The following is a 23,602-nucleotide window of genomic DNA, read 5'->3' on the forward strand; positions in this document are numbered from 1 at the left end:
GTGTATTTTACAAGAGATCCCGTTATAGAAACAGTTATCACTTCTCGAGAAGGATACAAATTATCGATAAGAAACACCAAACATTATTCTCAAGATCCTTTTATTGTTGAAGCAATAGAAGTTATTTCCTTAGGAAGAGTATGTTTTTTCCGTAATTGTGATCACAGCAAGCCATTTATGGTTCCCGCTGGGGATTATGAGGTTATGGAAATTCGAGACGCTAAAATAAATTTAAAAGCTATTGGTTTAGATAAAGGTATTAAAATCGCTGGAGGTAGAGAGGCTTTAATAAAGCTGTCGAAATCTTCTCAAGTAGTTAATAATGTTCCTCCAAATGCAAAACCTTCACAAGATTCTCCTTTAGAAGAGAAAGCTACCGAGATAGTGACCTCTACTGCAGGAAAGAAAGAGAAGAAAGAAAGCCGCAAAGATAAAGACTCCTTTAAAGAAAATGAAAAATGGAAGGAGAAGAAAAAACACGGTTCTCGTAAAAATAGTAAGGAAATAGCCGAGCTAACAGGTTCTTCTCAAGAAATGTTAGGAGCTGTTACCGAAGAGCTTTGGGAAGCTTCTCAAGAAAGTATTTCGAATGAACATAAGAAGTTCTCTTTATTACCTCCTCCAGCTAAATTAATTTCTGAAGTTATTTCACAAACTACTGTAGACCCCGCGATCACTTCAGCAGATCTTAATGAGTCTTTACAGGCTTTAGTTGAAGAAAGTAGTGAAGTGATAAGCGCTTTACTTTCTATGAGCGATACTGAGCATGTTCCTGAAGATTTAGAGCATGAAGAAAACTCTTCCTCAGCTTTCATTTCTCCTGAAACAGAGCTTTAATCTTGATATAACACAGTAGCCCTAAGTTTTGTGATTTGTTCATTTAGCTTTCCTTCTAAAATCATTGATTCAGAAAAAGTTCTGTGTTAATGTCTTTAAAGGAAAGCACCTCATTTTTTGCTTAGATGGTGGAATGGTAGACACTAGGGACTTAAAATCCCTTGGACGTAGGTCCGTGTGGGTTCGAGTCCCACTCTGAGCAAGTTCTTATTTCAAATTTCTTTTAGCCCCTATTTCTTTCACTTCAAAAGATCTGTCAAGTTTAGACGAGTTTTTTTTGTTGTGTGTAAGACAAGAACTCAATAGTGTGCTATAGAAAAAAATGTTTAGATTAACCCTAGAGGTATTCCTTGCGGCTCTTCTCTGCTTTAAAGCTGCATTTATCTTCCTTCTGGTCCTCTAACTCCTCTTCCTCTAATTATTACGATTCGTGCTCTCGCTCCATGCTTTTATTATTATGTCGGTGGAAAGATGCAGATATTATGGAATGGCAACATGTTTGTGATCTACTTTCTAATGTCTGTAGCAAGATGGGTAATAAATTAGTAACTTTGCAAGAATGTATAATAGAAAATATTCCACAACAAGAAGAGAATTCTGATGATGATTGGAAAGCCAAGTATTTAGCTTTAGAAGAAAAAATCATAGCTCAAGAGGAAGCAAAAAATACAGAATTAGAGAAAGTTCAAAGAGAAAATTCTTGGTTACAAAACCGTTTAGTTGAAAAATTACAGCAAACTCGTTTGCAAAGTGATATGATAGATCAGCTTAAAAAGGATTTAATTAATAGTGTGCAACAAACAGAGGTTAGTGAAGGGCGCCGTTTGTGTTATGAACATAAGATAAAATTATTAGAAAAACAGTTAAATTCCTATACTTCTCAATTTTCTTGTACCGATCAGAATTTCTATGATGCCGAATCAAAATATGAAGAAACTTTGGCACTTCTTCAAAAAGAAAAGGAAAATACAGAAAAGACATTACAGAGAGAGATTTTGCAATTGCAAACACAGCTTGCCTTGCTGACTCAAGATATTAATTTTGAAAACTTACCAGAGAGAACTTCTGAAGAAAATTCGTCTCAAAAAAACAAAGAAATTACTTTATTGCAAAATATAATAAAAGAGCAGCACCTTCAGATATGTTCTTTATGCAAACAATTCGGTATAGAAGTTCCTTTGCATATAAAACCTCCTCATTTAAAACAGCTTTTAGTTCAATATTTAGAATACGAAGAAAACACTCACTCTATGAATTGTGAAGAACCATGTCCTTAAAGAGATTTGGTAATTCTTTTAATAAAGAGTTCTCCATAAAAATTTTTCATTCATTGCATTAATGTTTCATGCTTCTTATTGCTGTAATTTTTATATAACTTGGTAACATTATTCTAGATTTCTTTAAGGATAAATCGTGACGCAATTAATCATGGGAATCGATCCCGGAACTATCACTGCCGGGTATGCTATCATTCGTATTGAGCAACGATATCAGTTATATCCTCATAGTTATGGGGTAATTCGTTTGTCTCCAAAAGAATCTCTTTCTCAGCGTTATAAGAAATTATTTTTGGAGATTTCTGAAGTATTAAATAATATTCAACCTAATGCAGTAGTCTTAGAAACACAGTATGTCTCTAAAAATCCTCAAAGTACTATAAAATTGGGAATGGCTAGAGGAGTTATGTTGTTAGCTGCAGCTTTAGAAGATATCCCTATTTTTGAATATACCCCAAATATTGCAAAAAAAGCTGTTGTAGGTAAAGGAAATGCAAGTAAACAACAGGTTCAGATGATGGTTAGTAAGTTATTGAATCTTCCTGATATTCTAAATCCTTGTTATGAAGATATTGCCGATGCATTTGCTTTGGCAATATGTCATACACATGCTCATAGATATGCTCATTTAGGAACACAGTAATGTACGATTATATTCGTGGTATTCTCACCTATGTCCGAAATGGAAATGTAACTGTAGAGTGCCAAGGCTTAGGTTTTAATGTGTCTGTTACAGAACGCTGGGGATTAGAGCTTTTAGGTGCCTTACAGCAAGAGATTATTGTTTATACTCATATCGTGTTAAAAGAGACAGAACATGCTTTCTATGGATTTGTTTCTAGAGAAGAAAGAGATTGCTTTCGTATGCTCATATCCTTCTCAGGAATAGGCCCAAAGCTTGCCATCGCAATTTTGAATTCCCTACCTTTAAAGCAATTATGTGCCGTAGTTCGAGTTGAAGATACCAAAGCTATTGCAGCAGTTCCTGGAATTGGGAAAAAGACTGCAGAAAAACTTATGCTAGATTTGAAACAAAAACTTTCAAATTTATTACCTTTGAATTCTGTTGAAGACGTCTCTTGGCAACCCAAAATCTCTTCATGTGTAGAAGATGGTGTACAAGCTCTAATTTCTTTAGGTTATGCAAAAGCTTCCGCAGATCGTATGATTGCAGAAGCTCTTAAAGAACTTCCAGAAGGAGCTTCTCTAGCAGAAGTCCTTCCTATAGCTTTGAAAAAGAATCTTCTAACCTCGAACAAGGGCTAGACATTTCTTCAGATCATGGTATAATTGTTCTCAAAAAACTATACAACGTTTAAAGAGTTGGTATTCGCAATGGAACAAACATTATCAATTATTAAACCCGATTCTGTAAGTAAAATGCATATTGGAGAAATTATCGCTATCTTTGAAAAATCTGGTTTGCGAGTTGCTGCAATGAAAATGATAGCAATGTCTTCAAAAGAAGCTGAAGGATTTTATGCAGTTCATAAATCTCGACCTTTTTTCCAAGAACTTGTTGATTTTATGATTTCCGGTCCTGTTGTTGTTATGGTGTTGGAAGGACCAAATGCTGTGATGCGTAATAGAGAAATCATGGGAGCTACAAATCCTGCAGAAGCTGCAGCAGATACGATTCGTGCACAATTTGGAGAATCTATAGGGATAAACGCTGTTCATGGTTCCGATAGTCAGGAAAACGCCGTTATCGAAATAGCTTATTTCTTCGCACAAACTGATATTGTAAATGCCCAATCTTAAATATCATTAGAAGTTTCTATAAGTACAGAAGCTTTGCGATGAGGCCGCATGAGAATCTCTTCAAGCTTTGAGCTAGAGAGTATTCGCCATGAGAACTTTGATTGTATCGATAGCCAAAATTGATCAAAAAAATCTTGTTTTTTAGGAAATAAGGGGCGGATTTTCGTTAAAAAATTTTCGTGAGAACGTTGATTCCGATATAGAGGCTGTTTTTTGGGTATAGGTAAGTATTTTAAAAGTTTGTCTTTATTCATATCCCACAGAAATGTAGTGTGATGTACCCAACGGTATTTTTGAATATATTGAGCATTCCCACCAATTTTCTTTTCTTCTAAAGTATAATCATTCTCTCGAACAGAAAAAGTATCGGGAAACATTGGAGCATACAAATTATATGACCAAGTAAGTAATTCTTGTGGATCTATAAAAACTTTATTTGAATTCATGATCCATGAGACCATTAGTGTGTTTTCATCTATAAAAACCGTGCCTCCACCACTATAACGTTTGATAATAGGAACATTATCAGCATGTAGGTTGAATAGATGAAGATCTTGAGCTGGATCCCTAGAAATACCTAAAACAACAGAGTCAGAAACAGATCCATTGATAATACAAAAGTTTTCATCAGAAGCTCGTAAAAGAGCTTCTTCGATTTGTAGTTGCCGAAAGATTGGCGTGCTTCTTAAATCTAAAAAAAAACAATTAGGAAGAAAGGACATGCTTTTTCAAAGCTACCATAAGAACTTGAATATCAGCAGAAGCTATTCCAGAAATTCGTGATGCGGAGCCAAGGGTCCTTGGAGAAAACTTCGCAAATTTTTCCCTTGCTTCTAAGCTTAGACCTGTAACAGTTTTGTAATCGAAATTCTCTGGTATTATTGTCTCTTCGGATTTAGAAAGATTAAGAATTAAAGCACGCTGACGATCTATATAACCAGCATACTTTATTTCCATTTCTAAAGATGCGTTTAATATAGAACCAAAGTCCCGAACATCTTCAGGAAAAATTGTTTTTAAAATGTCATATGATACTTCTGGGCGGCATAAAATTTTTGCTAGGGAGACTACGGAATTTCCATATTTTTTAAATATTTTATGAAGTCGCTGTTTTTCTAATTCTAAAAGCTCTTTTTGATTCTGAAACTCATCATAGCGTTCTTTAGATAAAAGGCCTAGACTATAACCATAATGTGACAAGCGAGAACATGCGTTGTCTTGTCTCAATAAAAGTCGATGCTCTGCTCTGCTTGTAAACATCCTGTAAGGTTCATCAAGAACTTGAGTCGTTAGATCATCTAACATGACTCCAATATAGGATTCTTGTCGTGAAGGAATGAATGAAGGTTTGTGAGAAACTTTGTTAGCAGCATTAATTCCTGCGATTAGACCTTGTGCAGCAGCTTCTTCATAACCTGTTGTACCATTAATTTGCCCACAAAGAAAAAGTCCTTCTAAAATTTTACTTTCCATTGTGGCATAGATCATGTTGCCATGAATGTAATCGTATTCTATTGCATAAGCAGGACGAGTGATAACTGCATTTTCTAAGCCATGAACAGAATGAATGATTTGATATTGCACATCAAACGGCATAGATGTAGATAAACCATTTGCATAGATCTCTTGTGTATGAATTCCTTCGGGTTCTAAAAAAATATGGTGCCGTTCTTTATCTGAAAATTTGACAATTTTGTCTTCAATAGATGGACAATAACGAGGACCTATTCCTTCAATTTTCCCTCCATAAAGAGCAGAACGATCTAAGTTCTGTTCTACAATTTGTTTCGTTGCATCTGTTGTATGTGTAATAAAGCAGGATACTTGCGGTAGGGTAGGCTGAAAAGGCTCGTTTCTATGAACAAAACCTACCCCAGGATCTCCAGGTTGTTCTTCTAAAGAAGAAAAATCTATAGATGATGCTAGTAATCTTGGTGGGGTTCCTGTTTTGAGACGGCTGATTGGAAAACCTCGTAATTTAAGGTTTTCAGATAAACCTAAAGAAGAGGGATCTCCTAGACGGCCTCCAGGAAAATTAAGATCTCCAATGTGAATCAATCCTTGCATAAATGTTCCCGAAGAAAGTATCACGGTTTTCCCAAGATATGCTACACCTTCCTTCGTTGTTACTCCTGAAACACAACAATCTTTATCTAACAAAGAATTTACAGTGCCTTGTACAAGATCTAGACCTTTGGTCTCTTCTAGTAGGCTCTTCATGCGAATATGGTACAACTGCTTATCTACTTGAGCTCGAGGAGCTCGAACTGCAGGACCTTTCGTTTGATTTAACATTCGGAATTGTATACCGGTTTGATCAGTAATTTTGGCCATTATACCACCAATTGCATCGATTTCTCGAACAATATGACCTTTACCAATCCCTCCAATGGCCGGATTACAACTTAATTTTGCTATGGTATCTAAGTTAGACGTGAGCATAAGAACAGATGCCCCCATCTTTGCAGCACAATATGCTGCCTCGCAACCAGCATGTCCAGCTCCAACTACAATAACATCGTAATTAACTGGGTAAGTCCACATAAATCAAAAAATTATTTGCTTTTATGACGATTTTTGCGACTTCGTTTTTTGCGTTTATGATTAGCAATCTTCAGTCTTCGTTTTTTCTTAACAGATGACATAATACTTTTATTGTTAGCACATGGAAAACATATGCCTCTAGAAGAGGCTTTTATTTAGATTGAAATTTTATCTAAAATAAAATTAGCGGCAACATCAACCACTAAACTTGCAAAAGCAAGCTCTATGAGGCAAGATGCTACTACAAAAAGTATTTTGTGGTCTACTAACGATTTGCTTACAACTATTGTTTTGCCAACTAACTTTTTCTAAAATTTTGATGCATAAGAATGAAACTAGTTTACAAATTCAAACGCTGCATGATTACGAAAACGCGCGAGCTCTTTTTCAAAAACTAGAGGAACTGAGCCAATAGAACCATGACGGTTCTTAGCTACAATAAGTTCTGCTGTCCCAGGTTTGTCATTTGGATCATAGTACTCTCTCCTTAAAAGAAATAGTACTAGATCAGAATCTTGTTCAATACTTCCGCTTTCTCGAAGATCGCTCATCATTGGGCGATGATTTGCTCGATCTTCAACTTTTCGAGAAAGCTGAGATAAACATAAAATAGGAATATTCAGTTCTCTAGCCAGAGTTTTTAGCATTCGAGAGATTTCTGAAATTTCTGTTTGACGGCTTTCTATTGATCTTAATGTCCCAGAACCAGAGAGCAGTTGCAAATAGTCTATGATAAGAAATTGTATATCATAGCTTTCTTTCATTCTTCGAGCTCGAGCTCTTAAATCTGATACTTTTAATCCTGGTTGATCATCTATAAGTAAAGTATGTTTTTGCATTTCATTAACTACAGAAACAATTCTTTGAAAATCATGACCAGAAAGATCTCCGACATTAATTTTCCTAGATTCTACTTCTGCTCTCGAACAGATTATTCTATGAATAAGCTGATCTACAGTCATTTCTAAAGAGAATATGCCTACAGGAATTTGGCTTTGAAAACAGAGATTCTCAGCAATGTTTAAAGCTAAAGCTGTTTTCCCCATCGCAGGTCGTGCTGCTAAAATCATCAAATTTGAAGGGGCAAACCCATGAATTAAACGATCAAGGTCTATAAAATGTGTAGGAATTCCTGAAAAAAAAGAAAGGTCGCTATCATGAGCGTGTTGTTGAAAAAATTCCTGTTTTTCTTGAAGTTGTTCTAAATAGGGTTTGTCGTTTGCTGTAGTCAAACCTCGAAGTTTATCTGCAATAAGAACGTATTGAGCAATGGCAGTTGTCTGGCTAATTTTAAAAAAAGCACCTTGAGCTTCGTCTAAAGCTTCTGTTACATTTTTTGGCTCTTCTATAGCTTTTTTTTCGATTTCTTTCGCAGTTTGAATCATCTTTCTTAAGATTGATTTAGATCGGATGATTTCAATATATTCTTCTATATAAGCTGCTGTTCCTGCAAACTCTGCTAGAGTAATAAGATAGGTCGGACCCCCAATTGCAGTGAGATTATTCCTACGCTTGAGCTCTTCTCCTGCAAGATGTACATCTATTGGCTTATCTTGTTTAAAAGAGTCTTGCAAAACTCTAAAAATGATCTTATGTTCTAAGTAATAAAAGTCCTCTTCATGAAGTTGGTTTGCTGCAAGATTGAGATAGTTAACTCCTGTAAGCATACAACCTAAAACTATCATCTCAGATTCTTTAGAGTGCGGTGGAGCCGGAGGAAGAGGTGGGGAGATTGTTTCTGTCTGAGACAATGATCCGCGAGTCATACAATTTCTCTGTTTTTTGGTTTAGGTTAGGCCATTAAATATATATGCTCAAGTTCTAGTTAGGAAAAATCTGTTAAGTAAGACAATAAAAAAATCCTTCAAAAAACTTCTGAGTAATAATAGAAAAAATCTCTAGATAGTAATTAATGTTTATCTGCAATATAGTGTTTGTTGAGTAGCTTTAAATGCTTATTACTTTGTAATCAAGACTGTTTGAAAAATTTAGTAGTTATACTCGATACATAAGGAAAGATGACTGAGTGGTCGAAAGTACGTCCCTGCTAAGGACGCGTACCTCTAAAGGGTACCGAGGGTTCGAATCCCTCTCTTTCCGAATACTGCCGCTACACTATAAATAAAAAAATATTTTTGTTTTTCAGCTGTGAGTAAGAGAGAATGTTGCTGTCAAATCGAGAGAAGTCGAGATAGGGTAGAAGAACTCTATGCTTGTTTGTAGAGATGGCTTATCCTATAATGGTTCTCTAATCAGGTTGTAAGTCGCCTGAAAAAGTTGCATTAGTTAGCCAAAATCATGAGACAATTTTGTAATTTACTTTCTCTATCACGTTTATGGCTAGCCCTAATCTTCGTCCAAGAAAAGTTGCATTTTCGTCTTTTAGTGATTCTTGGTGCTATGATTAGCGATGTACTAGATGGCTACTTAGCTCGCCGTTATAAGGTAACGAGTCGTTTAGGTTCCATTCTGGACCCCGCTACAGATAAAGTTTTTATATTTGTTTGTGTCATAGTGCTTTACCTTGAAGGAGCTCTTTCTGTAACGCATTTGTTATTTATCTGTGCTCGAGATATTTTTCTCCTAATCTTTGTCGGTTATTTGTTTAGGGTTCGTGGTTTGAAAGGGTATGATTATGGAGCTTTATTCTGGGGGAAAATTTTTACTGTTGTTCAATTCATTATTTTATTAGGAGTAACTGCTGGAGGGCACATCCCTGTAATGAGCCTCACTCCATTGATTATTCTCGGGTTTCTTTATTTTCTTGAGAGAGTAATAGATTATAAGAAACGGTGCTTGGATTGAGTGTTTGAAAGTAAATCTTTTTTATAGAAAAAGAGGTCGTTTGTTCACTTATGAACCTCTTGATGTTTACAAAAGATTTGGGTACAATGGTAGTCTCATTTTTATCATAACATTTTTATTTATGCCTCGCTGCATTCAAAGTAACCATTATAAAAGCTGTATGCGAATGGTATTCCTGAGGCATGAAGTCTATGTTCTTAAGTCTTTGTTGTGCGCTATAATGTTGGGAAGGAGTTTATGCAGTCATTAGAAGTGAAACCCTTTTCAAGGCTGCAGGCATATCTGTGTCCTGTTTATCGATCTGAACTTTCAAAATTTCTCCCTCTCTTCTTCCTTGCCTTTTTTGTAGGCTTCAACTACTCCCTTCTTAAGAGTATGAAAGATACTTTAGTTATTGTGGGGTCTAGTGCGGGAGCCGAAGTTATTCCCTTTTTAAAAGTTTGGGGTATAGTTCCCGGAGCTGTGCTCGTTACTATAATCTACAGTTGGTTAAGTCGGCGTTATTCTAGGGATACGGTATTCTATCTCATCATTGGATCTTTTCTTGGATTCTTCTTTCTTTTTTCTGTAGTCATTTATCCTATGGGAGATCGACTGCATTTGAACGGAGTTGCGAATAAACTGCAAGAGTTTCTTCCCGCAGGATTCCGTGGGTTTGTTGTAATGATTCGTTTCTGGAGCTATAGTTTATACTATGTAATGTCAGAATTATGGAGTTCTGTAGTTCTATCTACTCTATTTTGGGGATTAGCAAATCAAGTTACTACTGTTAAAGAGGCTTCTCGTTTCTACGCCCTCTTACACACAGGACTTAACTTGTCTTCAATTTTTGCCGGAGAAATTTCATTTGCCATGAGTAAGCATAAGGTAATTAGTTGTGCTTTTGCTTGTGACCCTTGGCATGAAGTTATGCTAAATTTAACGGGATTTATTACCTGTGCAGGCCTGATGATCATTTGGCTATATCATCGAATTCATCGTGTGACCGCACATCTAGTGGACCCCGCTGTACTGAGCTCTCCCTCTTCCGCTGAAGAAGAAAGTGTTGCTGGAGCAAAAGCTAGGAAAAAACCAAAGACTCAAGCAAGAAATCTCTTTCTTCACCTTATCCGGTCGCGTTATTTATTGGGAATCGCTGTCATTGTTTTGTCTTATAATTTGGTTATCCATCTTTTCGAAGTTGTTTGGAAAGACCTTGTTAGCCAAATCTACAGTTCTCATATAGAATTTAATGGTTATATGGGCAGAATTACAACTCTTATTGGAATTGTATCTGTAAGTGCATCTTTTCTGGTCTCTGGACAGTGCATTCGTCGTTGGGGATGGCGCGTTGGAGCGTTCACAACTCCTATAGTCATGCTTATCACTGGATTACTCTTTTTCGGCGCTATTTTTGCTGTTAAAAGAGATGTTATGATTTTTGGTGGTATGTTTGGGATGGCTCCTTTAGCTCTTGCAGCTTGGGTTGGAGGAGTTCAAAACATCTTTTCTCGAGGAGCAAAATTCACGTTCTTTGACCAGACAAAGGAAATGGCGTTTATTCCTTTGCCATCTGATGAAAAAAACTATGGAAAAGCTGCAATAGATGGTGTTGTGTCTCGTATAGGGAAATCGGGAGGATCTTTAATTTATCAAGGCTTATTAATAATCTTCTCCTCTGTAGCAGCATGTATAAACGTTATTGCAGTGGTTCTTTTATTGATTATTGTTATCTGGATTGGAGTTGTTGCTTATATTGGTCGGGAATATAAAATTAGAGCACAAGCTTCTTTTTTAGGAGGGTCTGCAAAGCCGTCGACTTATAAGTCTGCAGATTCTTCTTTGGAAGAGACTTCATCGAAAGAGCCTGTAGGCGTCTTATAAATTGCAAAATAGCAGCTACTTTATAAAAGTATTCTTTTTTCATCTTTAAGCTTTTCCACATATGCTCTATTTTAATTTCTTATGAATTATTAGAGCTCTGTTATAGGTTTTTATGAAAACGTTGTGGCATTTTTTTTCCAAAGCATTTCTGTCTGTAGTTGGACTATGTTTAGGCGTTGTTTTTGCTTTTGTTCTTTTACTCGGACTAGTTGTTTCTGCTGCAAATATAGGAGCTGTTAATTATGTAAGCTTACCAGATGCTCAGGGGGTAGTAAAAGATCTAGGAAAAACAGCGCCTATTGTAGTTGTTTTAGATATGAAAGATACTATAGCATCTACAAAAGACTCTTCAAAATCTATAGAGGCAGCTCTTCAAGCTTTAGATAAGGATCCACTCAAAGGTCGAGTGAAGGGATTGATAATTGACATGGATTGTCCTGGGGGAGAAGTCTTCGAGGTAGCCCGTATTTACTCTGCGCTTAATTTCTGGAAGCAACGAACAAATCTTCCGATTTATATTTTTGTTAACGGTCTTTGTGCTTCTGGTGGTTATTATATCGCTTGCGTGGCAGATAAAATTTATACAACGTCTTCGTCTTTGGTAGGTTCTATTGGAGTGCTCTCAGGACCATTTTTTAATGTCAAAGAAGGTTTGAATCGATATGGAGTCGAAAGTGATTTGTTGTCAGCAGGACATGAGAAAGCTCCTTTAAATCCATACACTCCTTGGACTCCTCAGGCCAGAGAAGAACGTCAAAATTTAATAGATTTCCTATACGGACAATTTGTAGATACTGTTTTATCTCATCGTCCCTTACTAACTAAGGATAAGTTAGTTCATGTCTTGGGAGCACGCCTATTTTCTCCTCAACAAGCTTTAGAAGAAGGGTTTGTAGATGTTATTAATATTACAAAACAAAATGTTTTGCAAGACATGGTCGCAGTGTGTGACATTGCAAGCAATTATCGTGTTATTGGTATGGGAGAGAGCGGTTGGTGGAAAAAATTGGCAACTACGGCAGCTTCAAGTCCTTTAATCACAGGAAAAATTACGTGTGATTTTCTTTCTGAAGAAAACTCTAAAAATACTCTTTGTTATTGATCATAGATGAGATTTTAAATGGGAAAGTCCTGTTGGAAAGAAAAGAATAAGAATAGCTCTTCAAAGAAGTTGTTTATTTTAGATGCCTCAGGATTTGTATTTCGAGCGTATTTCGCTCTCCCTGAAATGAAAAATCCCTTAGGAGAAAGTTCTCAAGTCGTTTTCGGCTTTATTCGTTCTATTAATAAACTAATCAAAGAATTTTCCCCCGAATATATGGTTGCTGTTTTCGATGGTCCTAATAATAAACAGAGTCGTCGAGAAATTTATGCGGATTACAAAAGCAATCGTGAAAAGAAAATAGAAGATCTTTCCTCTCAAATTGCTTTGGTTAAGGAATTCTGTCATTTAAAAGGGCTTGTTCATCTAGAGATTGATTCTGTCGAGGCTGATGATGTTATAGCAAGTCTTTCTAGGCAAGCTCTAGAAGATGATTATGAAGTCTGTATTTGTACAGCTGATAAAGATTTACTTCAGTTAGCTGAGCCTAAAGTCGTTCTTTGGAATCCTTGGAAAGACCAAGGCATTATTGAAGAAGAAGATGTTGTCCAACGTTATGGAGTTCCCCCAAAAACTATCCCTGATTATCTTGCTTTAGTTGGAGACTCTTCTGATAATATTCCAGGAGTCTCAGGATGTGGTCCAAAAAAAGCTGTAGCTCTTCTTCAACAATTTGGTAGTGTTGAGGGACTTTTAGATAACCTTGATCAGGTTAAAGGGGCTAATTTCACGATGCTTGCTGAGCAAAGAGATATTTTGAAACTCAGCAAACGTTTAGCAGTATTAGACAAACAAATTTCTTTAAATTTTTCTATTAGTTCCTTGAGTTTTCCTCAATCTTCTACGAATGAAGATGTCCTGAAAACTTTTTATATGCAACAAGGATTTAAAACTTTAGTTCAGTATCAAGATCAGGAAGTAAATATCCCGGTTGTAGAAGTTCTTGTAATTTCGGATCCGAAAAGCTTAGAAGCCGTCTTAAAGAATTTAGAGGGAAAAAAAGTGGCTTTTGCTGCGGCTTACTCGGGAAAACATCTATTATCCTTGGTTTTACAAGGACTCGCATTATCTGAGGGAGAGAGTACAGTTTATATAGATTTACAGAAGCATTCTCAAGAACTCTTACCTCTTCTTCAGCGATTCTTTTTGAGAGAGGATATTTTGTACTACGGGTATAACATAAAACGTGATTTGCATGCTTTAATGAATGCTGGTGTAGTTATTCGAAATATTAGTTGTGATCTAGCTTTGGTAGAACATTTAATTAACGGTGGTGCTAAAACTTCATATCAATCCTTACTTATTAATCATGGATTCACAATTGCTGCATCACGATTTATGAAAGAGTGGGGATACCAGGCTTTGCCTCTTGTTAAGCTTCCAGAAAGCCCTGCTCAATATTTTGGAGAACTTGTTACTTATTTATCAAAACTTCGAGGATCTTTATTAGATGAATTACAGAGGAAAAATCTTTCAGATATTCTCTTCAATTTAGAAGCACCTTTAGAACAAATTCTATTTGCTATGGAAAGAGCTGGAATGCCTTTAGATATAAAGGAACTCGTAAGTTTAGAGTGTTCTTTAGAAGAAGAACTTATCACTCTTACTAATGAGATTTATACATTAGCTGGAGAATCATTCAATATCAAATCACCCAAACAACTTTCAGACGTTTTATATAATAAATTGGGGTTAACTCCTATAGATAAAGCGCGATCAACAAAAGCTGAGGTTCTAGGAGCTTTATCTACAGAACATGAAATTGTTGATAAAATTTTATCTTTTCGAGCTTTAGAGAAGCTTTTATCTACATACGTTAAAGCCTTGCCTCGTCAAGTGGATCCTTGTACTAATAGAATCCATGCAACATTTGATCAAACAGGTACAACAACAGGAAGACTTGCTTGCAGAGATCCAAATTTGCAAAATATTCCTAAGAGATCTGAACAGGGATTGTCTCTTCGTAAAGCTTTCCGTTTTGAACGGGAAGGTTATTCTTTTTTGTCGGCAGATTATTCTCAAATAGAATTAAGATTTTTAGCTCATTTGAGTCAGGATAATTTTTTAAAACAAGCTTTTGATCTTGGGGAAGATGTTCATGCTGTTACTGCTTCCCAAGTGTTTCAAGTTTCTTTGAATCAGGTAACAAAACAACAACGTTTACAGGCAAAAACAGTAAACTTTGGAATTATTTATGGTCAGCAAGCATATGGTTTGTCTAAAATTCTAAAAATTTCTTTAAGAGAAGCTCAGGCTCTTATTAAAGCGTATTTCGATCGTTATCCTGGAGTAGCTCATTTTGTTGATGAAACTATTAAACAAGCATCTCGTGATTTAAGAGTGACTACAATGTTAGGGCGAGAAAGAATCATTGATAATTGGGATGAATATCCGGGAGTTCGTGCTGCGTCAGGACGTCTTGCCGTGAATACACGAATACAAGGAAGTGCTGCAGAGCTTATAAAATGTGCTATGCTTCAGATCTCAAAGGCTATTCAGCAAAGAAATTTAAAAAGTCGTATATTGTTGCAGATTCATGACGAATTAATTTTTGAAGTTCCTGATCAAGAACTGCAAGAGGTATCTATCCTCGTTCGTAGAGAAATGGAGTCCGCTATGACTTTAACAGTCCCTTTAGTGGTAAATATCTTAATTGGAAAAAATTGGGCAGAATGTTAGAGTTGCTTAAAGTTTCTATTACGGGAGAACTCTCTTCTGGAAAAACTGAAACTTGTCAGATTTTCCAGGAATTAGGCGCATTTGTAATTAGTGCTGATAAAGTCTCACATAGTCTCCTTGTTCCCCACACGCATATAGGTTGTCAAATAATAGACCTTTTAGGATCAGAGATTGTTACTGGTGGATCATTGAATTCACAAGTCATAGCAGAAAAGGTCTTCAAAAGTCCGCTTCTTTTAAAAGGTTTAGAGAGTATTTTGCATCCAGAAGTTTGTCGTATTATTGAGGAACAGTATAATCAAACCGCTCAAAGTAAGGCGTATCCTTTGTTTGTAGCAGAAGTCCCTCTGTTATATGAAATACACTATGCTGGATGGTTTGACCGAGTTATCCTTATCGCTGCGGATGAAGATGTACGTCGGAAAAGATTTATTAAGAAAACAGGGTTTTCTGAAGAAAATTTTTATCAAAGGTGTTCGCGTTTTTCAAATTTTAATGAAAAAGCTGCCCAAGCAGATGTTGTTATTGAAAATAATGGCACTAAAAAAGAATTTCATCAGAAAATTGAAGAATATTTTTACGCTTTAAAGGGAGCATTATGAAAGAAGAGCGTTCTTCAGAAGTCTTGCCGAAGGTGAAAGAAACCAAAAGATATGTGTGTTCTACACCGCAAGAAAAGCCTTTTGTAGGAGATAGTTCAGTTATTGTTAGCGAGTCTGAAGAGACTTTGCCTGTCACAATCACAAAAATTGCTAAACTGCAAAGAATGGGTATTGAAGAGCTGAATGTTTTAGCTCGTCAATATGGCGTAAAGAACATTGGATCTTTAATAAAATCTCAAGTTGTCTTTGAGATTGTTAAAGCAAAATCAGAGAGACCAGACGAACTCTTAATTGGAGAAGGAGTTTTAGAAGTGCTCCCAGATGGTTTTGGTTTTTTAAGATCCCCGACGTATAATTATTTGCCTTCTGCTGAAGATATTTATGTTTCTCCAGCTCAAATTCGTCGTTTTGATTTGAAAAAAGGCGATACAATTATAGGCACTATACGTTCGCCTAAGGAAAAAGAAAAATATTTTGCTCTTTTAAAAGTAGATAAAATTAATGGATCTACTCCAGATAAAGCTAAAGAGAGAGTGCTTTTTGAAAACCTTACCCCTTTATATCCTAATGAAAGAATCGTTATGGAAATGGGAAAGGAGAAATTAGCAGAACGTGTCCTAGATTTAACTGCTCCTATCGGGAAAGGTCAGCGAGGACTGATTGTTGCTCCTCCTCGTTCCGGAAAAACTGTTATACTGCAAAGTATTGCTCACGCTATTGCTGTAAATAATCCTGATATTGTGTTGATAGTTCTTCTTATTGATGAGCGTCCTGAAGAAGTCACTGATATGATTCGTCAAGTTCGTGGCGAAGTAGTTGCCTCTACATTTGATGAGCAACCTGAAAGGCATATTCAAGTTGCTGAAATGGTCATAGAGAAAGCTCGTCGTTTAGTGGAACATGGTAAAGATGTTGTTATCCTCCTTGACTCAATTACTCGTTTAGCTCGAGCCTATAATACCGTTCAACCACATTCTGGAAAGATTCTTACAGGTGGTGTAGATGCTAGTGCTTTACATAAACCAAAACGTTTCTTTGGTGCCGCAAGGAATATCGAAAATGGAGGATCGTTAACTATTTTAGCAACAGCTTTAATTGATACCGGATCTCGAATGGATGAAGTTATCTTTGAGGAATTCAAAGGAACAGGGAATATGGAGTTAGTTCTAGATCGTCGTTTATCTGATAGAAGAATTTATCCTGCTATCGATTTGATAAAAAGTGGAACTCGAAAAGAAGAACTTCTTTATCATCCTTGTGAGCTAGAAAAAGTTTATCTATTTCGTCAAGCTATAGCTGATCTTACGGCCACGGATGCTATGCATTTGTTGTTAGGACGATTGAAAAAAACTAATAGCAATGCAGAATTTCTATTGTCTTTGAAAGAATAGTTAGCTCTATCTGGACTAGATTCCCTATTCTTTCTAAGATGCAGAAATTTCTAGAGCCCCAATTAAGACTTCTGGAAAAATTATCAAGGAAATGTCCTTATACATCGGTTTATAGTGCATAGGGACTGCTTCGTAAAGTAAATCTTGTGTATAGCGGTACTGTAGATCAAGATCGTCTATAAAAAGAGGAGATCCAGCTTTGCTGCGTACCCCCAGGAAGGTTTGTCCTTGAAAAGTTGTTATGACTAAAGGGGGGACTGGATGTAATGGAACTCCTTTTGGTAAGGGCATTCCAAGAAATAAACGTATTAGCATACTGTGTTTCTATAAGCTAATATTTTGTATTTTGTCAAAATTCCTGAGGCAAGCTGTGGTAAATCACGATGAAGCGCAACTGCGCGATAATGCAGTAATAAAACTATACCAAATTGGAGCCATAAAATTTGGAAGTTATACGTTAGCTCAAGGCGAAGAAACTTCTATTTATGTGGATATGCGTTTAGTAATTTCTTCTCCTGATATTCTCCAGACTATGGCAACTTTAATTTGGCGTTTGCGTCCAGAGTTTAATAGTAGTTTGTTGTGTGGTGTTCCTTATACAGCTCTAACCTTAGCCACTTGTATTTCTTTAAAGTACAGAATTCCTATGGTGTTAAGAAGGAAGGAATTAAAAAATCCGAATTTTTCTGATACGATAAAAGTAGAAGGACGTTTTACTCCAGGACAAACTTGTTTAATAATCAATGATGTTCTTTCTTCTGGAAACTCTATCTTGGAGACTGCTTCAGCTTTAGAGGAACAAGGTCTTGTTGTTCGTGAAGCTTTTGTTTTTTTAGATAGACTTCTGGGAGGTAGAGAGCTTCTAAAGGTTAATGGGATAAAATTAAGTTCTGTTTTTTCGTTACCGTCTTTGGTAAAAACTTTAATATCTAGCAAGCAGCTTAATGAAAATGATGCTGTTATAGCAGGAAAGATTGTAGAAACTTTTCAAGAAGAAAATTAGCCTTATTATTAGTGGTTTGTTGATCTTTTATATATCTTTAAATCATTGACAATTCATTTTTGTCATTTTTGTTTGTATAGCCTTTTTATTTATTTATATTTTAAAATTAAAATGAGAATAGGCTAGATAAATGGTAAAAAACGATTTTCAGAATAATCTTTCATCTCCTAAACCATCTCATCGTTATCGAGATAGGGTTGGTGTTATAGTTTTATGTGGAGGCGAAGGGAAAAGACTATCTCCTTTAACTGATAGTCGTTGTAAGCCTACAGTATCTTTTGGGGGGCGTTATAAGCTTATAGATGTCCCAATTTCACACGCTATTAGTTCTGGATTTTCAAAGATTTTCGTTATAGGTCAGTATCTCACTTACACTTTACAACAACATTTATTTAAGACTTATTTTTACCACGGTGTGCTTCAAGATCATATACACCTCCTGGCTCCAGAAGGTCGCCAAGGTAACCAAATTTGGTATCAAGGAACAGCTGATGCAATTCGTCAGAATCTTCTTTATCTTAAAGATTTGGATCTTGATTACTTTCTGATCCTTTCTGGAGATCAACTTTATAATATGAATTTTCAGGTTATCGTAGACGCTGCTGTTTCTTCAAAAGCAGATATGATCCTTGTTGCTCAGCCTATTTCAGAAAAAGACGCTAAAAGAATGGGTGTTCTTCGGATCAACCCTGATGGAAGAGTTATCGACTTTTATGAAAAACCTCAGAATGAAGACCTTTTAAATCATTTCCGCTTATCTCATCAAGATCGTCAGCAACATGGATTATTGGAATCAGATGGAGAGTTTCTAGGGTCTATGGGAATCTATCTTTTTAGAAAAGATAGCTTATTTCGTTTATTGGCAGAAGAGCAGGGAGAGGATTTCGGAAAACACCTTATTCATACACAAATGAAACGTGGTATTGTTCAGTCTTTTTTATATGAGGGCTATTGGACTGATATCGGAACTATAGAATCCTACTATCGAGCTAATATAGCTTTAGCACAGAGAAGACCGCAAATTTCTACAAAAGGGTTTAATTGTTACGACGATCAGGGAATGATCTATAGTAAAAATCATCATCTTCCAGGAGCTGTTGTTGCAGAATCTTTGATTTCTAATTCCTTGCTTTGTGAAGGATGTGTTATTGATTCTAGCCGGGTATCCAATAGTGTTGTTGGAATTCGTGGTATGATAGGAGATAATTCTATAATAGACCACTCTATTGTCATGGGGAACGATCGGTACGGAACTTCTCTAGAGACTTCTCTAGGAATAGGAAAAGATTGTGAGATTCATAAAACCATTATAGATGAGAATTGTCACATAGGAAATGGAGTTAAGCTTTCGAATCTTTCGAACTACTCTTATTATGATGCTCCAGACGGAAAGCTCTTTGTTCGTGATGGAATCACCATTATTCCTCGAGGAACACGACTACCCGATAATTATGTTTTCTAGAGCGAAATTGCTTTTTATTGATGTAGATCTTACAGTAGTCGTGGGAGTTCTATCTGTCTTTTCCTGCGAGTATTTTATGCATATTTTTGGTTTAGCAGATCTTCATCTTGCTCTAGGAGTCCCTGAAAAAACTATGGAATTTTTTGGAGATCCTTGGCTAGACTATCACGCAAAGATTAAAGAAAGGTGGGAAGCAGTCGTTTCCTCTGAAGATATAGTTCTTCTCCCTGGAGATATTTCTTGGGCTATGGATTTGTCTCAAGCGGAAAAAGATTTTAGTTTCATAGATTCCCTTCCCGGAACTAAGTATATGATTCGAGGAAATCATGACTATTGGAGCTCCGCGTCTCAAACGAAGATTTCTCAAGTACTTCCTCCAACTATACATTATTTATCTCAAGGATTTGCAAGAATAACACCTCAAATTGCTGTGGTTGGAGTAAGATTATGGGGTAGTCCTAGTATACGTCTTGATTTCCCAACAGATTCAAAAGAGGATTTTTTTGAGAAACCTTATACAGAACACGATGAAAAAATTTTTTTAAGAGAGGTTAATCGTTTGCAGAAGGCTTTTGCGATGATTCCACAGGATGTTGAAAAAGTAATCGTCATGACTCACTATCCCCCAATTAGTAGAGATGGCTCGCCCGGTCCAGTCTCTGAAATACTAGAATCTGATGGCAGGGTATCTATATGTTTATTTGGACATTTGCATAAAATTTCTAATCCTATCAGCGGTTTTGGGAAAATTCGAGATATCAAATATATTTTAGTCGCAGCTGATTACGTAGATTTCATTCCCCAGGCAATATTGTGAAAATTCTAGCTGGTAAATATAAAGGACAATCTTTGAAAAGTTTTTCAGATCGTTCGATACGTCCAACCTGCGGTTTGGTAAAAGAAGCTTTATTTAATATTTGTATCTCATATCTTGAAGGTGCTGCCTTTCTAGATCTTTTTGCTGGTATAGGGGGTGTAGGGTTTGAAGCGTTAAGCCGAGGAGCCTCAAGTGTTGTATTTGTAGATACTTCTGTACAGGCAATACGTTTAATTCGAGCGAATAGTAAGCTGCTTGAAGCGGAATCCTTGGTATCTGTAGTGAAACATGATGCAAAAAATGCTATTCAAAAATTGGCAAAGAAACAACTTACTTTTGATTTGATTTATATAGACCCTCCTTATGATTTGGAGGATTTGTATATAGAAAATCTTTTAAAAGAAATTGTAAAAGAGAACCTTTTATTATCCGATGGTTTACTGTTTTTAGAGAGTGCTTCTAAAGATGATATCTTGATTGAAGGTTTGGTTTTACGTAATAAAAGAAAACTAGGAGATACTTTTCTTTCAGAGTACATAGTAGAAAAATTCTAAGTCTTTATGGCTTTATCCTGTTGAATGCAAACCGTTAGAAGATCATATTCGTGAGTTTTTTTTGCGGATGAAATCTCAGAACCTTATTGCAGGTGATCGTGTGCTGGATAAAAATTTCTTGTCTAGAATATTATGCGAACATAAAGGAAAAAAAGGCGTAATTTTGAAAATTAGGTTTTCTTGGAAACGAAGCTTTATTGCTTGCTTTCTAACTATAGGTTTAATTTCATTCGGATGTTCTCGAATAAAAAGAGAGCAGCCCATAGGCCGTGACGTTACCTGGTTTCCTAAACAGTTCGGGATTTACACAGCAAGTATCAATGCTTTTTTAAATGATTTGATTATTGAAATCAATAGTCGTGAAAATCTCAATATGATGATAGTAAATCAGGATTGGATACATCTTTTTGAAAATTTAAATGATCGTAAAACCTTGGGAGCGTTCACATCAATATCTCCTACAACAGAGATGCAAAACCACTATCAGTTTTCAGATCCCATTTTATTAACAGGCCCTGTTCTCATTGTTAAAGAGAACTCTCCATATAAATCTATAGAAGATCTTAAAGGTCGTCTAATTGGTGTGTATAAATTTGATTCTTCTGTTCTTGTTGCTCAGGAAATTCCTGAGGCAGTAGTTAGTCTTTACCAGCATGTCCCAGTGGCTTTGGAAGCTCTTTCTTCCGATTGCTATGATGCTCTTTTGGCTCCTGTTATTGATGTCTCAGCGTTGATACAAACTGCATACAAAGATCGGTTGAAAATTATTTCTGAACCTCTAAATCAAGATGGTTTGCGATTAGTCGTTTTAAAAGGAACTAATGAGGATCTGCTAGAAGGATTTAATGCTGGGCTAGCAAAAAGTAAACGATCTGGGAAATATCAAACTATAAAAACAATGAATCGTATTCCTTAGAAATAGTTTATTTAATTAAAAATTCTAATTCTAATGGTGTTGAGCTTTTAATAATATCTGCCAAAGTTTGAGACCAGAGAGGAAAGCTTTGAATCGCTGGTAGTCGCAAAGCTTTATAGCCTCGAGATTGTAACGCAGGAACGTATTCTTTATCTATTTCATATAAAGTCTCTAAATGATCTGAAACAAAGCCAAAAGGAATGATTAAAACATAATGCTTTTGACTTTCTAATTCATAACTTAATTTTTTTGTTGAAGGCTTTAACCATTGTCCTAGACCGAATTTTGATTGGTAACAAAGAAAACTTTCAGTTTTTGAAAAACGGTTGGAGATCGCAGAAAAGGAGTTTTCACATTGTTTTTGATAAGGATCCCCTTGGCGAATAAATCGCTGTGGTAGCCCATGTGCTGTAAATAAGAAACAACATTGTTGTTCTTGTATTTGGTTTGTTTTTAAAAAATTTCGTATGTGTTGTTCCATACAAGACACGAACGAGGTATGTGAGCCGAATTGAGAAATCCAAGTGATGTTGTATTGAGGAACTTGAAGATGAAAGAATCGTGCAATGCTTCCCGTCACTGCGTAGGTGAAATGAGGAAATAAGGGAATGCCTACAATAGATTGAGGATTTAATTTTTGTAGAGATTCCAAAGTTTTTTTGTGTGTTTCCGGTAGGTAGCGATGAAAAGAAATTACCGGAGTTTCTAAGATACGAGCTAATAGCTGAGCAAGAACTTCTGTGTCATTGTAAATGGGAGACCAATTATTTAATGAGAGATATTGCGGTAAGACTTTTGGAGCGCGTTTTTTTGCTATAAAAGAAAAAAATTTTTTATGAAGGAATGAAGGGAGAATTTTTCCTGTAACGTCTTTATCCGTTAGTAGAGATGTTAAAAAAATTTCTAGTTCTTCGGCATTACGAGGGCCTCCAAAATTGGCTAAGATGTAAGCTGATGGAGACATGAAAGTAAACTCTAATTATATAAAGCTTCGTCTATTGCATTTAAACGAGTAATAACATAATTTTCCATTAAATTTTGTTTTCTATTTAGTTGTTCATGAAATCCTCAAGAAGTTTTCAAGAAAATATAGAAGCCTTATGTCAGAAAACAAGCCGACGTCTACGCCAGTACTTAATAAAACAAAGTCTTTTGGTTTGTGGCGTTGTACTGCTCATGGCTTCTGAACTCGCCATTTTTTTATATTTCTTTTTGTTCTCAGGAAAAACTATAGTTCCTGCATTTTGTCTCGCTTGTTTTTTTCTTACCTTATTTATTTTTCTCGTTGTCAGACTATATTTTCTCTCTGGAAAATCAGATTTCTTTGAAGATATTATTTCTAGATACTTGAAAGAAACTTTAGCTTTGATGAAAGGAAAGTACAATGTAATCGAAGAACAGTCAAATCAAGCTTCAGCAGCAACAAGACTTTCTATAAATTTGCAAAATCAAGAATATACTTTGTTATTTAGAACTCTTAGATTTCTCCCTCAGCATGATTTTCTTAGAAAAATGAGTTGTTTTTGTTTTTGGAAAGATTTTTTTCTATTTCGAGAATGTTTATTGCAAAAAGCTATAGAGGCATATGTAAAAGTTGTGCAGGCGATCCCTACAGATTTAGGGGCCCATGTATCTTTAGCAGATGCCTATGTAGCACTCTCTGGTTTATATGCAGATCCAAGGAAATATCCCGAATTTGATGCTAATTACTGGGTCCCTTCAGGAAGATATGGGGAAGAAGTTCAAGAAAAATTTTTTATAATAGCTCGAAGAGCTATTGAAGAATTCAAAATCTTAAATGATTATGCTCCAGGAAATGCTTGGGTGCACGCTCAGCTTGCTTATAGTTACCATGATTTACAGATGCCTTTAGAAGAAATTCAAGAATATGAAATTGTTCTGAAATTAAAACCTAATGATGTTGAAACAATGTCTAAGTTAGGAATTCTTTATTTTCAACAAGGAATGAATGCTCGTGGGTTACGAATA

22 protein-coding genes and 2 tRNA genes are annotated in these 23,602 nt (G+C 35.9%); 19 read left to right on the forward strand and 5 right to left on the reverse strand.

What is annotated here, in order from left to right; genetic code table 11:
- From grgA to ndk, 6 genes are all read left to right on the forward strand, one after another.
- Window positions 1-837, forward strand: a complete 837-nt coding sequence (gene grgA, locus JMS40_RS01955) for a GrgA family transcription factor (protein ID WP_201456603.1) — start codon at window positions 1-3, stop codon at window positions 835-837.
- Between the two features lie 119 nt (window positions 838-956).
- Window positions 957-1,039, forward strand: a tRNA-Leu gene (locus JMS40_RS01960).
- A gap of 280 nt (window positions 1,040-1,319) precedes the next feature.
- The gene (locus JMS40_RS01965) at window positions 1,320-2,114 is read left to right on the forward strand and encodes a hypothetical protein (protein WP_236558928.1); all 795 of its coding nucleotides are present in this window, start codon (window positions 1,320-1,322) and stop codon (window positions 2,112-2,114) included.
- 136 nt (window positions 2,115-2,250) lie between these two features.
- Window positions 2,251-2,757 carry a crossover junction endodeoxyribonuclease RuvC gene (gene ruvC, locus JMS40_RS01970; protein ID WP_201456605.1) on the forward strand — a complete coding sequence of 169 codons (507 nt, stop codon included), beginning with the start codon at window positions 2,251-2,253 and terminating at the stop codon, window positions 2,755-2,757.
- Window positions 2,757-3,380 carry a Holliday junction branch migration protein RuvA gene (ruvA, locus tag JMS40_RS01975; RefSeq protein WP_201456606.1) on the forward strand — a complete coding sequence of 208 codons (624 nt, stop codon included), beginning with the start codon at window positions 2,757-2,759 and terminating at the stop codon, window positions 3,378-3,380. The genes ruvC and ruvA overlap by 1 nt, the downstream gene beginning before the upstream one ends.
- Window positions 3,381-3,449: 69 nt before the next feature.
- Entirely contained in the window at window positions 3,450-3,875 is a 426-nt protein-coding gene (ndk, locus tag JMS40_RS01980) for a nucleoside-diphosphate kinase (protein WP_201456607.1), read from the forward strand.
- On the opposite strand, the gene JMS40_RS01985 is transcribed toward ndk, so the two are convergent.
- The 3 genes from JMS40_RS01985 to dnaB all read right to left on the reverse strand — a co-directional run bounded on the left by JMS40_RS01985 (window position 3,872) and on the right by dnaB (window position 8,185).
- Entirely contained in the window at window positions 3,872-4,597 is a 726-nt protein-coding gene (locus JMS40_RS01985; RefSeq protein WP_201456608.1) for a lipoate--protein ligase family protein, read from the reverse strand. The two genes, ndk and JMS40_RS01985, sit on opposite strands and share 4 nt — an antisense overlap.
- Window positions 4,581-6,419, reverse strand: a complete 1,839-nt coding sequence (gene mnmG, locus JMS40_RS01990) for a tRNA uridine-5-carboxymethylaminomethyl(34) synthesis enzyme MnmG (protein WP_201456609.1) — start codon at window positions 6,417-6,419, stop codon at window positions 4,581-4,583. Before mnmG ends, JMS40_RS01985 begins: the two co-directional genes overlap by 17 nt.
- A 335-nt stretch (window positions 6,420-6,754) precedes the next feature.
- Window positions 6,755-8,185, reverse strand: a complete 1,431-nt coding sequence (gene dnaB / locus JMS40_RS01995) for a replicative DNA helicase (protein WP_201456610.1) — start codon at window positions 8,183-8,185, stop codon at window positions 6,755-6,757.
- A gap of 246 nt (window positions 8,186-8,431) precedes the next feature.
- Between dnaB and JMS40_RS02000 the strand changes: the two genes are divergently transcribed.
- From JMS40_RS02000 to rho, 7 genes are all read left to right on the forward strand, one after another.
- Window positions 8,432-8,519 (forward strand) — tRNA-Ser (locus JMS40_RS02000).
- Between the two features lie 198 nt (window positions 8,520-8,717).
- Window positions 8,718-9,224, forward strand: coding sequence for a CDP-alcohol phosphatidyltransferase family protein (locus tag JMS40_RS02005; protein ID WP_201456611.1), 507 nt, complete (start codon window positions 8,718-8,720; stop codon window positions 9,222-9,224).
- A gap of 237 nt (window positions 9,225-9,461) precedes the next feature.
- On the forward strand, window positions 9,462-11,087 hold the full coding sequence (gene npt2 / locus JMS40_RS02010) for an NTP/H+ exchange transporter Npt2 (RefSeq protein ID WP_201456612.1): 1,626 nt from the start codon (window positions 9,462-9,464) through the stop codon (window positions 11,085-11,087).
- Window positions 11,088-11,199: 112 nt separating this feature from the next.
- Window positions 11,200-12,189, forward strand: a complete 990-nt coding sequence (locus tag JMS40_RS02015) for a S49 family peptidase (RefSeq protein ID WP_201456613.1) — start codon at window positions 11,200-11,202, stop codon at window positions 12,187-12,189.
- Between the two features lie 18 nt (window positions 12,190-12,207).
- Entirely contained in the window at window positions 12,208-14,868 is a 2,661-nt protein-coding gene (polA, locus tag JMS40_RS02020; protein ID WP_201456614.1) for a DNA polymerase I, read from the forward strand.
- The gene (coaE, locus tag JMS40_RS02025; RefSeq protein ID WP_201456615.1) at window positions 14,862-15,470 is read left to right on the forward strand and encodes a dephospho-CoA kinase; all 609 of its coding nucleotides are present in this window, start codon (window positions 14,862-14,864) and stop codon (window positions 15,468-15,470) included. Before polA ends, coaE begins: the two co-directional genes overlap by 7 nt.
- 164 nt (window positions 15,471-15,634) lie before the next feature.
- Window positions 15,635-16,861 carry a transcription termination factor Rho gene (rho, locus tag JMS40_RS02030; RefSeq protein WP_370545325.1) on the forward strand — a complete coding sequence of 409 codons (1,227 nt, stop codon included), beginning with the start codon at window positions 15,635-15,637 and terminating at the stop codon, window positions 16,859-16,861.
- A 33-nt stretch (window positions 16,862-16,894) separates the two neighbouring features.
- Here the strand turns inward: rho and JMS40_RS02035 are convergent, their stop codons facing one another.
- On the reverse strand, window positions 16,895-17,176 hold the full coding sequence (locus tag JMS40_RS02035; protein ID WP_201456617.1) for a hypothetical protein: 282 nt from the start codon (window positions 17,174-17,176) through the stop codon (window positions 16,895-16,897).
- A 55-nt stretch (window positions 17,177-17,231) separates the two neighbouring features.
- Between JMS40_RS02035 and JMS40_RS02040 the strand changes: the two genes are divergently transcribed.
- The 5 genes from JMS40_RS02040 (at window position 17,232) to JMS40_RS02060 (ending at window position 21,613) form a co-directional block, all read left to right on the forward strand.
- Window positions 17,232-17,864 carry an orotate phosphoribosyltransferase gene (locus tag JMS40_RS02040; protein ID WP_201456618.1) on the forward strand — a complete coding sequence of 211 codons (633 nt, stop codon included), beginning with the start codon at window positions 17,232-17,234 and terminating at the stop codon, window positions 17,862-17,864.
- A gap of 130 nt (window positions 17,865-17,994) precedes the next feature.
- Complete coding sequence (gene glgC / locus JMS40_RS02045) at window positions 17,995-19,326, forward strand: glucose-1-phosphate adenylyltransferase (RefSeq protein ID WP_201456619.1); 1,332 nt, start codon at window positions 17,995-17,997, stop codon at window positions 19,324-19,326.
- Window positions 19,327-19,402: 76 nt separating this feature from the next.
- Window positions 19,403-20,143 carry a metallophosphoesterase gene (locus JMS40_RS02050; protein ID WP_201456626.1) on the forward strand — a complete coding sequence of 247 codons (741 nt, stop codon included), beginning with the start codon at window positions 19,403-19,405 and terminating at the stop codon, window positions 20,141-20,143.
- Window positions 20,140-20,697: a 16S rRNA (guanine(966)-N(2))-methyltransferase RsmD gene (rsmD, locus tag JMS40_RS02055; RefSeq protein ID WP_236558929.1), complete on the forward strand. Its 558-nt coding sequence runs from the start codon at window positions 20,140-20,142 to the stop codon at window positions 20,695-20,697. Before JMS40_RS02050 ends, rsmD begins: the two co-directional genes overlap by 4 nt.
- Window positions 20,698-20,860: 163 nt before the next feature.
- A complete protein-coding gene (locus tag JMS40_RS02060) occupies window positions 20,861-21,613 on the forward strand; it encodes a transporter substrate-binding domain-containing protein (RefSeq protein WP_201456627.1) in 753 nt (250 codons plus the stop codon).
- Between the two features lie 7 nt (window positions 21,614-21,620).
- Here JMS40_RS02060 and hemH read toward each other — a convergent pair whose 3' ends face one another.
- On the reverse strand, window positions 21,621-22,577 hold the full coding sequence (hemH, locus tag JMS40_RS02065) for a ferrochelatase (protein WP_201456620.1): 957 nt from the start codon (window positions 22,575-22,577) through the stop codon (window positions 21,621-21,623).
- Window positions 22,578-22,672: 95 nt separating this feature from the next.
- Between hemH and JMS40_RS02070 the strand changes: the two genes are divergently transcribed.
- The coding region (locus JMS40_RS02070; protein WP_201456621.1) for a hypothetical protein at window positions 22,673-23,602 on the forward strand (930 nt) is incomplete at its 3' end.

The organism is Chlamydia sp. 17-3921, from assembly GCF_902705545.1.
In the GTDB taxonomy this organism is placed as follows: domain Bacteria; phylum Chlamydiota; class Chlamydiia; order Chlamydiales; family Chlamydiaceae; genus Chlamydia.

Coding starts and splice junctions, on each gene's coding strand:
- JMS40_RS01965 (WP_236558928.1), top strand. CDS start 1,320: ATGGAATGGCAACATGTTTGTGATCTACTTTCTAATGTCTGTAGCAAG.
- ruvA (WP_201456606.1), top strand. CDS start 2,757: ATGTACGATTATATTCGTGGTATTCTCACCTATGTCCGAAATGGAAAT.
- ndk (WP_201456607.1), top strand. CDS start 3,450: ATGGAACAAACATTATCAATTATTAAACCCGATTCTGTAAGTAAAATG.
- JMS40_RS01985 (WP_201456608.1), bottom strand. CDS start 4,597: ATGTCCTTTCTTCCTAATTGTTTTTTTTTAGATTTAAGAAGCACGCCA.
- mnmG (WP_201456609.1), bottom strand. CDS start 6,419: ATGTGGACTTACCCAGTTAATTACGATGTTATTGTAGTTGGAGCTGGA.
- dnaB (WP_201456610.1), bottom strand. CDS start 8,185: ATGACTCGCGGATCATTGTCTCAGACAGAAACAATCTCCCCACCTCTT.
- JMS40_RS02005 (WP_201456611.1), top strand. CDS start 8,718: ATGAGACAATTTTGTAATTTACTTTCTCTATCACGTTTATGGCTAGCC.
- npt2 (WP_201456612.1), top strand. CDS start 9,462: ATGCAGTCATTAGAAGTGAAACCCTTTTCAAGGCTGCAGGCATATCTG.
- JMS40_RS02015 (WP_201456613.1), top strand. CDS start 11,200: ATGAAAACGTTGTGGCATTTTTTTTCCAAAGCATTTCTGTCTGTAGTT.
- polA (WP_201456614.1), top strand. CDS start 12,208: ATGGGAAAGTCCTGTTGGAAAGAAAAGAATAAGAATAGCTCTTCAAAG.
- coaE (WP_201456615.1), top strand. CDS start 14,862: ATGTTAGAGTTGCTTAAAGTTTCTATTACGGGAGAACTCTCTTCTGGA.
- rho (WP_370545325.1), top strand. CDS start 15,635: ATGGGTATTGAAGAGCTGAATGTTTTAGCTCGTCAATATGGCGTAAAG.
- JMS40_RS02035 (WP_201456617.1), bottom strand. CDS start 17,176: ATGCTAATACGTTTATTTCTTGGAATGCCCTTACCAAAAGGAGTTCCA.
- glgC (WP_201456619.1), top strand. CDS start 17,995: ATGGTAAAAAACGATTTTCAGAATAATCTTTCATCTCCTAAACCATCT.
- JMS40_RS02050 (WP_201456626.1), top strand. CDS start 19,403: ATGCATATTTTTGGTTTAGCAGATCTTCATCTTGCTCTAGGAGTCCCT.
- hemH (WP_201456620.1), bottom strand. CDS start 22,577: ATGTCTCCATCAGCTTACATCTTAGCCAATTTTGGAGGCCCTCGTAAT.